Raw genomic sequence first — 10,277 nt, forward strand, 5'->3', positions numbered from 1 at the left:
TGATATCTGCCTGCCGGAGACTGCCGATGCACTGATTAACTGTGCGATAAGCAGTGGCGATCTGCATAGTGCAGCAGCAGTGTATGAACTGGCTGAGGGTGAGCATAAACAGCAGTTGAGCGACATACTTTGTAAGGAGCGTCGCAACACACTGCTGTTGGCTCGCTGGGAGCATACACCTGCAGCAGTGCTGCAAATGCTGGCGGAAATCGAGGATGAAACAATCCGGTTAAGATTGGATAAAAATCCATCCAGTCGTGCCGGCACATTGAACACTATCTATAAAAAAGGTGGTCATGATCGGCAGTTGATCAGCCTGCTGACTCAGCATGCACACAGCTCATCGACATTACTGAACAGTCTGGCTATGAGCGAGGATGACATTCCAATTCTCAAATCCATTGCTGCGCATCCAAATACCGATGCAAATACATTGAATCGCCTTGAACAACGTTATCCAGATATGTTTGATAACGAACTGGCTGTCCATGCTGAAACACCCCCTGAATTACTGGAAAAGCTCTATCAGCGAGGTAACTGTTTTATCCGATCCGCTGTGGTGACTCATATCCGATGTCCACAGTTTTTGCTGGATTTGGCATTTAATGAAACAGACATAAACATTCTAAGACATCTGGCGGCAAATCCCCGGTTATCCCCGGAAAAATTAGCCATTCTGGCGCAACATGATGACGTCAGCGTGCTTCGTACTCTGGCAGGTAATCCATCTCTGAGCAAAGAGCTCGCTAACCAGATGATCCATAACAGTACCAATATTGTGCGTCGGGCTTTGGCGAGTCGAACTGACCTGACAGATGAAAATTTGCAGCAGCTGGCTAATGATGAAGATCACTGGGTTAGACAGAGAGTAGCCCGTCATCCCCAATTAGATGAAATGCTGCTTAATAAACTGGCCCAGGACCAGAATGATGAAGTTCGTCGTGCAGTAACGCGAAACCCACTGACATCCATCGATATTCTCAGACGGCTTTCTGTAGATAACAGCGTCTGGGTCAGAGCCGGTGTGGCGTATCAAAAGAACACCCCTGCAGATGTGCTCGGCATGCTGTCTGCTGAAGATGATGTCGACGTGCTGAGCGGAGTGGCCAGCAACGCTAATACCCCGCAAGCCATTTTGATAAGACTGTCGGGTTCTCAACAGACTGATATACGTCGTGGCGTAATTATTAATCCAAAGGCCGAGCGAGACACTCTGCTGCCTCTGCTGGAAGACCCGTATTACTTGCATCGGTTAATGCTGGTATCCAACCCTTCACTGAATGATCACGACCGCTGGAGCCTGCATGACGATCCTGATCTATCCGTCCGTTTTATGGTGTTCAAATGGTTTACACAAAAATATTTGCAGCCTTAGCTGCATTAGAAATGCTGTTTTATACAGTCAACTAGGAGATAAATCTGATGAAAATACTGGTTGCAGTTAAAGAAGTCGCTGCATTAGATGAAGACTTCGAAATTCGTGATGATCAACTTGATGTCGATGAGGATTTTCTGCTTTACGACCTCAACGAGTGGGATGATTTTTCACTTGAAGAAGCGATGGTTATCAAAGAATCATCTGACACCGAAGTTGAAGTGGTGGTGGTATCGGTCGGACCGGAAAGGGTCGATGACGTCCTGAGAAAATGCTTGGCTAAAGGTGCTGATCGCGCTATTCGAGTCTGGGATGATGCAATGGAAGGTTCTGATTCTGTCACGATTGGTCGCATCCTGTCCGCTGTCGTCGAAAAAGAAAAACCGGATATGGTATTTGCTGGTGTGCAGTCATCAGATGAAGCCGCTGGTTCAACCGGTATTTCACTGGCAGCCAGCCTTAATTGGCCACATGCGGCAGTGGTTGCAGGACTTGAATATCAGCCTGGCAGTAATAAAGCCAAAATCACCCGGGAACTGGAAGGCGGACTTTCACAGGAAGTGGAAATTGACTGCCCATCGGTGCTCACCATTCAGCTGGGTATCAATACCCCGCGTTACGCCTCATTACGTGGCATCAAGCAGGCAGCTGCCAAACCTGTAGATGAAATCAGCCTGAGTGATTTGGGTTTGAGTGAGAGTGATGTTGGTGTTGATGCTGCTTTATCACGTGTACGGCGCATGTATATTCCTGAAAAAGGGATGGCCTCAATGATTGAAGGTACACCTGCTGAACAGGCAGCAAAACTGGCTGAAATTATTCGTGAGTTCAAAGGGGAATAACCATGAAAACATTCTTACTAATTGCTGAACACCGTCGTGGCGAACTGCGACCTATCTCACTGGAAGTTATTGCTGCGGCACAGGAACTAAGACAGGCTGATGACAAGGTTGTGGTAGCTGTGATTGGCGAACAGGCTGAAAATTATGTTGCCGATCTGTCAGTGGCCGGTGTAGATGAAATCATCACGGTAAAAACGGCCACTGTCGAGTTTGATCCGGATATCTTTGAAGCTGCAATCACTTCGCTGATGGAAAAGCTGGATCCCGAAGTGGTTCTGCTCCCTCATAGTGTCGATTCTCTAGGCTACGCAGCCACTCTGGCACGCAAGGGTAATTATGGCTTTGCTACCGATGTATATGGACTGCAATATGATGGCGATGAACTGGTGGCGACACGATCCGGCTATGACCAGAAGGTCAATGTAGAGCTGGATTTTCCAGGCAAGCAATGTGTGCTGTTGACCATTCGTCCAAGCGTCTTCAAACCGACTGAGGAAAAAGCTTCTCCATCGGTATCGTCAGAAGATATGACCAATATCGAATCACGCAGTACTAACCTGGAATTTGTTGAGGCCGGTGGGGCAGATGATATTGATATCACCACGGTCGATTTCATTATGTCGATAGGCCGGGGTATTGCCGAAGAAGCTAATGTTGAACAGTTCCGTGAGCTGGCTGAGATGGCAGATGCCACTTTGTGTTGCTCAAGACCTATTGCCGATTCCGGTTGGTTACCAAAATCCCGTCAGGTCGGTCAGTCAGGCAAGGTGGTTGGATCCTGCAAACTGTATGTAGCGATGGGCATTTCCGGTTCGATTCAGCATATGGCGGGCATGAAACATGTGCCGACTATTGTTGCTGTAAACAGTGATCCAGGCGCTTCGATTTTTACTATCGCCAAATACGGCATTGTCGGCGATATTTTCGAAATCGAAGAAGAGTTGCGCAGCCATTTTGAATAGGCTGGATTTATAGGGATTGTTGTTCTCTCAGAACATTCAACAATTAGTGATGGAATAACAATTGACCCTCCTAAATTCGTGGGCTGGCGGGGTTACTGGCAGTGTCTGCCTTGGCAGACATCCCCGTTGGTTTCGCGACCTATATGAAGGAAAATCGGTATGACAGATGATCTAAAAGTGTCAGCAACGAAAGCTGGTTTGAATGGCAAAGGTCTACGGATCGGTATCGTTCAGTCCCGCTTTAATCCGGCCATTGGCAGCGCCTTGGTCAGCGGCTGTATCGATGAACTTAATCGAGCGGCGGTAGCCAGCAACGATATTGTGCTGTTTACCGTACCAGGCGCACTAGAAATATCATTGGTTTTATCAGAACTGTCGGAGAGCGGAAAATTTGATGGTCTGATAGCGTTAGGCTGTGTGATACGCGGTGAAACCTATCATTTTGAGGTGGTTTGCAATGAATCAGCTCGGGCCATTACGGAAATACAGCAGCATTACCGTGTCCCTATTGCCAATGCCATTCTGACGACCGAAAACGAAGAACAGGCGAGTACCCGAGCTCGTGTCAAAGGCAAAGAGTCAGCCCAGGTTGTGCTGGAAATGATTCAAACCCTGCAACGGTTACAGCAACTCCCAAAATCTATATCGGCTTAATAAATATTCTTGATCTTGTAGAAGACCTCAACTGATTCAATTCGAGTATGGCTATTTACTCCATTGGGAGTACGCCATCTTGGGAATTTTCGAGCATTGCTTGCTGGGCTATGGTTTGTCTATGCCATAAATTTTAATGAATGTGGAGATCGCAATGCTTAGAAATTCAATCCTGAACGTACGTCATAAGGAACTCGGTTCGTTATTGAATGGGGACACCTGGAACAATATGCCGATTCCGTGGAGCTATAAATCGGATGCTGATGAAGAGGTGATTGCTGTTCGTACTCGGGCAGGTCTGTATGACGTATCTGCTTTGAATATTCTGAATGTGAGCGGTCCTGATGCAACGGCAGTAGTGGACCAACTGGTCACTATTGATGTCACCAAAATGGAACCAGGTACCTCAAGGCTGGCAGCTGAAGTGGATGAGACTGGTGCGTTATGTGATGACATTATGGTAATTTGCGATGCGCCGAATCAATTCCGCCTGTCACATGGCAGCGGTGCCACCCCACAGCAGCTGGAGAAGCTCTCTCAGGGTAAAAATGTTCAGATCGCAGCGGACTTGGATGTACATATCCTGTCATTGCAGGGACCAAAATCCTTGGAAGTGCTGAATCCTCATCTGGACTTTGATTTGGAAACGCTGCCTTATTTCCGTCATGTTGACGCGAAACTGTTTGGCTGTGCTATCAAAATTGCCCGTGGCGGCTATTCTGGCGAGCGTGGTTATGAAGTCTACTGCAGTGCCGATGATGCCATTCATATCTGGGACATGATTCTGGAAAAAGGCAAACCATTTGGTGTGATTGCCGCCTCCTGGGATTCGCTTGATCTTACCCGTGTAGAAGCAGGTCTGCTGTTTTTCCCCTATGAGATGCCTGAGGGCGATACCACCCCCTGGGAAGTCAATATGGGCTGGGGTGTCGATCTGGATAAACCTGGCGATTATATCGGCAAAGCAGCTGTATTGGCCTCTAAAGGCAAAGAACGCTTCAAGCAGGCCGGTATTACCTGTATGACCGCCGAGGCTGTTGAGCCTGGTTCTCGTATTACCCATGACGGTAAAGATATTGGGGTGGTGACCAGTTCCAGTTACAGCAATTACCTGATGCAATCTCTGGCGCTGGTGCATTTGCATCCTGATCATCTCGCGATAGGGACTCAAGTGATGGTGGAAGGCAAACAACCGGTCAAAGCCTATGTTGCCAAAATGCCTTTCTATGATCCGATGCGCCTGCGTACTCATCCGGAACAACAAAAGTAAATAGTCTGCACAGCGCCAGCCAGGAATCTGGTCGCGCTTAGCCAGATTTAATGAGGAAATCATTATGCAAAGAGGTTACTGGATAAGAAGCAAACCACTGTACGACTCACTGGTATGGCAAACCCCTGCGGTTGCACATCTGGTGGTAGCCGGGGGCGAGGGTGGTATTGCTGTTCTTAAATTATTTCAGCAGATGTACCCCAAAGAGCCTATTCAGGTGCTTTATGCAGATTTACCAACGGCCAAAAAAAATTATTCAGACATCCTGCAGCAAATCGTACTGGAGGAGCTTGATATTTGTGATTCAGAAGAAAGCTTGCTGGCAAATCTGGAACAACGACTGAAAGACTGCACGATGGGAACCCACTTTTATGTGGCAGGCAGCGAAGCTTTTATGTGGCAAGTTTTGCAGAAAACCCGTGCTGCTGGTGTTCAGGATGTTGATGTGCAGAAAGAGTTGTGCGGCACATTGGCAAGGCCGGTGTATTGTGTTCATTGCAAAACCATTACCCGTGATGTTCATCACAATGTCTTCCCATGTAGCAATTGTGGTCGACATCTGTTTGTCCGTGACCATTTTTCCCGGCGTCTTGGTGCGTACATGGGGGTGATGGTGGATGCAGAGGAGCCTGGCAACATTCCACAGATTGAAGAGGTTTATCCATGAGTATCCTGAACGTAAAAGTGGCCGATGTCGAACAGGTCACCGATATGGTGAAACATTTCACGCTGGTTCAAGAAAATGGCCAGCCGTTACCGAGGTTTTCCGGTGGCAGTCATGTAGTAGTGTCGATGAACATCAATGGTCGAATCCATCGTAATCCTTATTCACTGATGGGATCTCCGGAAAATACTGATAGTTATCATATTTCAGTGCGTCGACAGGAAAATTCGCGTGGTGGTTCGGTATTCATGCATGACGGCGTCGAAGTAGGAGCCAAGTTGCAGATAACCTATCCCGTCAATCTGTTCAGTCTTTCCAAGTTAGGAAAAAAACACATTCTGGTTGCCGGCGGTATCGGAATTACGCCATTTATGTCGCAAATCGCCGATTTAAACCGACTCGGTGATGAGTATGAAATGCATTACGCCTTCCGTTCAGCTGAGCATGGTGCTTTTGTAGAACAACTACAACAAATGTGTGGTGATCGATTGCATCTGCATATTGAAAGTGAAGGACAGCGAATTAATTTCCATGACCTTCTATCCAACCAACCTCTTGGTACCCATATTTATGTGTGTGGTCCAGAGCCGATGGTCAATGCATTATTACTGACAGCCAAAGATTTAGGCTGGCCAAAAACGCATGTTCATAGCGAGCAGTTCCTGGCACCACCTATCGGTGATTCGTTTCGAGTGCAACTCGTCAAGTCCAATATGGAAATTGAAGTCCCTGGCGATATGAGCATGCTCGAAGCAATGGAAGAGGCTGGTCTGGAACCTGATTTTCTCTGCCGTGGCGGTGCATGTGGGCGCTGTGAAGTCGAAGTTCTGGAGTGCGATGGTGCACTGATGCATAACGATCATTATCTGTCTGATGCCGAGAAAGCGTCTGGCAACAAAATCATGCCCTGCGTCTCCAGGGCCCGCTGTCAGAAATTATTACTCAATATCTGAGGACGTCTTATGAATACTCCAGCCTTTAAAAAAGAAACTTTCCGTGACGATTACACTTTCCGTAATTCACCTGAGGCAATACGGCGTTTTCCATTTCCGTTTGCCGAAGATGAATACATGTACAGCGTCAATATCGAGCAGCATGTATCTACCAACCCGGGATCGGTTTTTGAATATGCCATCGATATTGATGAGCATTACATCGCCGAATGTGAGGATCGACGTCTGACTCTTGAACGCGATCCTACGCGTTATATTGCATTGCCACACATGATGGACGCTCAATGGGACATGGTCGAACTGATCATGGATTCATTGTCGACAGATTATCCCCAATGGTTTGAACTGACCAAAAACGGCAATCAATGGCATTGGATTAACAAACCACTGGAAATTGATCAGACCTTTACTTTTGGTGATACCAGTACATTGCCAATGGAGCCGTTTGAATACATCAGCCGTCAGGTACAGGGTGACTGGATCATCATGGATCATCGCGACGACGACTTGTTTGCTGATATGGGTATGGTCACCAGTCAGGCCGACTGGTCAATCGCTTTTGATGCCGGAATGTCTTTCAAAGAGTGGCATGGCCCGGTTCCACAAGCGAATGAAATCGGCATTTTTGACCGGGCATTGAAATATTTGCTGCATCTGCAATATGGCAGTCCGGTGCGCCGACTTAACTGGACCATGACAGTGAATCCACGTCTTGATACTTCTCCTGAAGAGTTTCCATTATGGGGACCGGATAACGCTTCTGTTACTCCGGAAAATGTCGGAGAGAAAGTGCACCTTCGTGTTGAATTGCAGGCGCTATTCCGTCTGCCACGTAGTAATGCGATTGCCTTCAGTGTGCGTGGTTATCTTATCAGCCTCGATGAATTGATCACTTATCCAAAATGGGCAAAACGGCTACGTCGGGTGCTGACTAATCTGCATCCTGATCTCTCCGAATATAAGGGCCTGGATCTTTATCGACAAACCGTTATCGATTATTTGGAACCATTAGAAGACGGAGCCGAACTGGGATTGGGTACCCAGCCGGAATAAATTTCCTTTCAAAGAATATGGGCTTTCGTCCATAGCACTGGCCGCTGGCTAATGCCGGCCAGCGGTTCGCATTACCTTTAAAAACCCAGAAGGAAACAAAAATGAAAATGAGAAATATGGTGGTATCAGGGTTGGCCGGGATGAGCTTAATGACGAGCGCATCAGTATTTGCCGAAACAACCTCGCCACATAGTGTCAGTGCCAATGTCGGTCTGTTCAGTCAATACAATTTCCGTGGTATTGATTTTAGTGATGAAGACGTGGCTCTGCAGGGTGGCTTTGACTATGCTCATACCAGTGGCTGGTATGCGGGCGTATGGGCTTCCAGTCTGGAAGAAGATCTTAATGTGGGTAACAGTCTTGAAGTAGACTTTTATGGTGGTTATTACCATCAGTTTACCGATGACTTTAGTGTCGATGTGGGTATATTGCAGTTCTACTACCCTGATCGTGAGAAAGTACCAGGCTTGGCCGGTGGTAGTGATGAAGATTTTGATACCACAGAAGCCTATGTGGCTGGGACTTGGAAATGGTTTACTGCTAAATATAGTCGTACGCTGACAGATTGGGGCGGTGTCAATAACAATACTATGGGTGCTGACGCAAATGGTGATTCCAAAGGCACAGGGTACTATGAATTGAATTTCGCTTACGGTTTGCCAATGGGCTTCAATTTGTCAGCGCACGTTGGTCGTCTGGATGTCGAAAATTACAGTGAATATGATTACACAGACTACCAGATTGGTCTGAGTAAAGACCTAACGATTGCTGGTTCTGAAGGTTGGACTGTAGGTGTGAACTATACCGATACCAACGCTGATGAAGACTGGTGGGGCGATCGTGGTGACGACCAATTTATCGGATATATCTCACGCAGTTTCTGATTTAGCTTACTAAATGTATCACAGTCACAGCTCCCCTTAATTAAGGGGGGCTGTTATTTTATTAAATCGGGTCTGTTTTCAAGCATTTCACGTAGTCCAAACTCAAGTTGAGAGGAAGTATCGTTACTCAGATCGATAACAACACCTTCCAGGGCTAGCAATTCACCACTGGCAGAAAAGATACCTTCACCTTGTTCCATCACCCAACGGGTTTTGTTGGTGCGAGTACAGATACGATAGATCATCTGGAATTTTCGCTGTTTGGCTATTTGTTCCTGTACATGTTCCCAACAACGAGGTCGATCTTCGGAATGAATCAGCTGCATATAGGTGACATTGTTTGAGTTTATCAGCTCGTAAGGCTGATATTCAGTGACTTCAAGGCAACTATCGCTGACAAATTCAAATGTCCAGTCACGATCATTTTTACAACGGTAAACCATGCTGGGAATATTAGTCATAATCATATCTACGGGTGAGTGACGATTATGTTTCTGCGCTGCTTCAAGTTGCTTGAGCTGAGTGATATCGGTCAACGTGCCAATGACACTGGAACGTTCACCTTTAAAATTGGAACTGCGGGAAGCACGGATTTCGACCCATCGATATGAACCGTTTTTGGTAATGACACGACATTCGATTTGAAAATATTGACGTTTTCCCTGAATAAGTGAATTCATTCTTGATTCAACAAGTAAAATATCTTCAGGGTGTATAAAGCTTAAAAAAGGTTTGTTTATTGATTCTGAAACACTAAAGTCAGTCAATATTTCCCAGGCCGTATTTGCATATATAATATCCTGATCGACATTGTTTATAAAAATGATTTGTCTGATATTATTTAAGAGGCTTGGGAAATTGAATTTTTCTGATTTTAATTCTGAATCATTTTGCGCTTGTGTGATGGAAGAAAATTGGAGCAAATTAAGGTTTGATTGACCCTCGGAGTTGAGTGGTGAAAGTGATATATGTACGGGTATGGTCGTGCCATCGACATATAGCATACGTAGCGTAAGTGTCTGATGTGGTTCATGGTTGGTTTTCATATGTCGCATGAAATTAGTCAACGCAGCATGATTACTGGGGTGCACCATATTGGTCAGTGGCATATTAGTGACCAGTTCGCGCATACCATTCATTCCCAGCTCACGTAGGAAGGCATTATTGGCAAAAATGATATTAAAACCATCAATAACGGCAGAGGGTGTTGATAGCCGTTTTGCAACATCATTTGCCCAACCGAGATTCTTGTCTGATGGCTGATTGCCAGCCAGCATCAGTTTCCGTTGGCTACGAGGATAAAAAGCAATGGTAAGTACAGCAGAAAATAATGCTGCAAATATGGCTGCCGCCACCGCAAAATGTATTTTGAATGGGGCTGTGCTGTCCCACCATGTACCAAATACGATGGCTGTGATCATGCTTAACATGATCATGGTAAATATAATGAGACCCATTGTTCTGACCCTTGAGAACAGCTTTATCGGGAAGCCCGGTTTTGAAGAAATTTGACCTGAAATATATTTTTAAAAGCATACGCCAAAGAGCTGTTTTTTCCAAGCTGATTACGTTGCTTTTATGTATTGCAATGACAGTGCTTTTAATTCAGGCAGGAACTTT

At 46.1% G+C, this 10,277-nt stretch carries 10 protein-coding genes; 9 read left to right on the top strand and 1 reads right to left on the bottom strand.

What is annotated here, in order from left to right; genetic code table 11:
• The 9 genes from B3182_RS15010 to B3182_RS15050 all read left to right on the top strand — a co-directional run.
• Window positions 1-1,375: hypothetical protein (locus tag B3182_RS15010; protein ID WP_292753368.1), on the top strand; the 1,375-nt coding region annotated here is incomplete at its 5' end.
• Between the two features lie 47 nt (window positions 1,376-1,422).
• Window positions 1,423-2,217 carry an electron transfer flavoprotein subunit beta/FixA family protein gene (locus B3182_RS15015; protein WP_292355691.1) on the top strand — a complete coding sequence of 265 codons (795 nt, stop codon included), beginning with the start codon at window positions 1,423-1,425 and terminating at the stop codon, window positions 2,215-2,217.
• Window positions 2,218-2,219: 2 nt separating this feature from the next.
• A complete protein-coding gene (locus B3182_RS15020; RefSeq protein WP_292355692.1) occupies window positions 2,220-3,179 on the top strand; it encodes an electron transfer flavoprotein subunit alpha/FixB family protein in 960 nt (319 codons plus the stop codon).
• A 159-nt stretch (window positions 3,180-3,338) separates the two neighbouring features.
• Window positions 3,339-3,833: a 6,7-dimethyl-8-ribityllumazine synthase gene (ribH, locus tag B3182_RS15025; protein WP_292355693.1), complete on the top strand. Its 495-nt coding sequence runs from the start codon at window positions 3,339-3,341 to the stop codon at window positions 3,831-3,833.
• Between the two features lie 154 nt (window positions 3,834-3,987).
• Window positions 3,988-5,103 carry an aminomethyltransferase family protein gene (locus tag B3182_RS15030; protein ID WP_292355694.1) on the top strand — a complete coding sequence of 372 codons (1,116 nt, stop codon included), beginning with the start codon at window positions 3,988-3,990 and terminating at the stop codon, window positions 5,101-5,103.
• A gap of 64 nt (window positions 5,104-5,167) precedes the next feature.
• Window positions 5,168-5,770: a dimethylamine monooxygenase subunit DmmA family protein gene (locus B3182_RS15035; protein WP_292355695.1), complete on the top strand. Its 603-nt coding sequence runs from the start codon at window positions 5,168-5,170 to the stop codon at window positions 5,768-5,770.
• Window positions 5,767-6,720: a PDR/VanB family oxidoreductase gene (locus tag B3182_RS15040; RefSeq protein ID WP_292355697.1), complete on the top strand. Its 954-nt coding sequence runs from the start codon at window positions 5,767-5,769 to the stop codon at window positions 6,718-6,720. The genes B3182_RS15035 and B3182_RS15040 overlap by 4 nt, the downstream gene beginning before the upstream one ends.
• A 9-nt stretch (window positions 6,721-6,729) precedes the next feature.
• A complete protein-coding gene (locus B3182_RS15045; protein WP_292355699.1) occupies window positions 6,730-7,773 on the top strand; it encodes a heme-dependent oxidative N-demethylase family protein in 1,044 nt (347 codons plus the stop codon).
• Window positions 7,774-7,874: 101 nt separating this feature from the next.
• Window positions 7,875-8,657, top strand: coding sequence for a TorF family putative porin (locus tag B3182_RS15050; RefSeq protein ID WP_292355701.1), 783 nt, complete (start codon window positions 7,875-7,877; stop codon window positions 8,655-8,657).
• Window positions 8,658-8,710: 53 nt separating this feature from the next.
• Here B3182_RS15050 and B3182_RS15055 read toward each other — a convergent pair whose 3' ends face one another.
• A complete protein-coding gene (locus B3182_RS15055) occupies window positions 8,711-10,114 on the bottom strand; it encodes a PAS domain-containing protein (RefSeq protein ID WP_292355703.1) in 1,404 nt (467 codons plus the stop codon).
• Between the last annotated feature and the right edge of the window lie 163 nt (window positions 10,115-10,277).

The sequence above is a fragment of the Methylophaga sp. UBA4204 genome, from assembly GCF_002379485.1.
Taxonomy (GTDB): Bacteria; Pseudomonadota; Gammaproteobacteria; order Nitrosococcales; family Methylophagaceae; genus Methylophaga.

Coding starts and splice junctions, on each gene's coding strand:
- B3182_RS15035 (WP_292355695.1), top strand. CDS start 5,168: ATGCAAAGAGGTTACTGGATAAGAAGCAAACCACTGTACGACTCACTG.
- B3182_RS15015 (WP_292355691.1), top strand. CDS start 1,423: ATGAAAATACTGGTTGCAGTTAAAGAAGTCGCTGCATTAGATGAAGAC.
- B3182_RS15045 (WP_292355699.1), top strand. CDS start 6,730: ATGAATACTCCAGCCTTTAAAAAAGAAACTTTCCGTGACGATTACACT.
- B3182_RS15020 (WP_292355692.1), top strand. CDS start 2,220: ATGAAAACATTCTTACTAATTGCTGAACACCGTCGTGGCGAACTGCGA.
- ribH (WP_292355693.1), top strand. CDS start 3,339: ATGACAGATGATCTAAAAGTGTCAGCAACGAAAGCTGGTTTGAATGGC.
- B3182_RS15040 (WP_292355697.1), top strand. CDS start 5,767: ATGAGTATCCTGAACGTAAAAGTGGCCGATGTCGAACAGGTCACCGAT.
- B3182_RS15050 (WP_292355701.1), top strand. CDS start 7,875: ATGAAAATGAGAAATATGGTGGTATCAGGGTTGGCCGGGATGAGCTTA.
- B3182_RS15030 (WP_292355694.1), top strand. CDS start 3,988: ATGCTTAGAAATTCAATCCTGAACGTACGTCATAAGGAACTCGGTTCG.
- B3182_RS15055 (WP_292355703.1), bottom strand. CDS start 10,114: ATGGGTCTCATTATATTTACCATGATCATGTTAAGCATGATCACAGCC.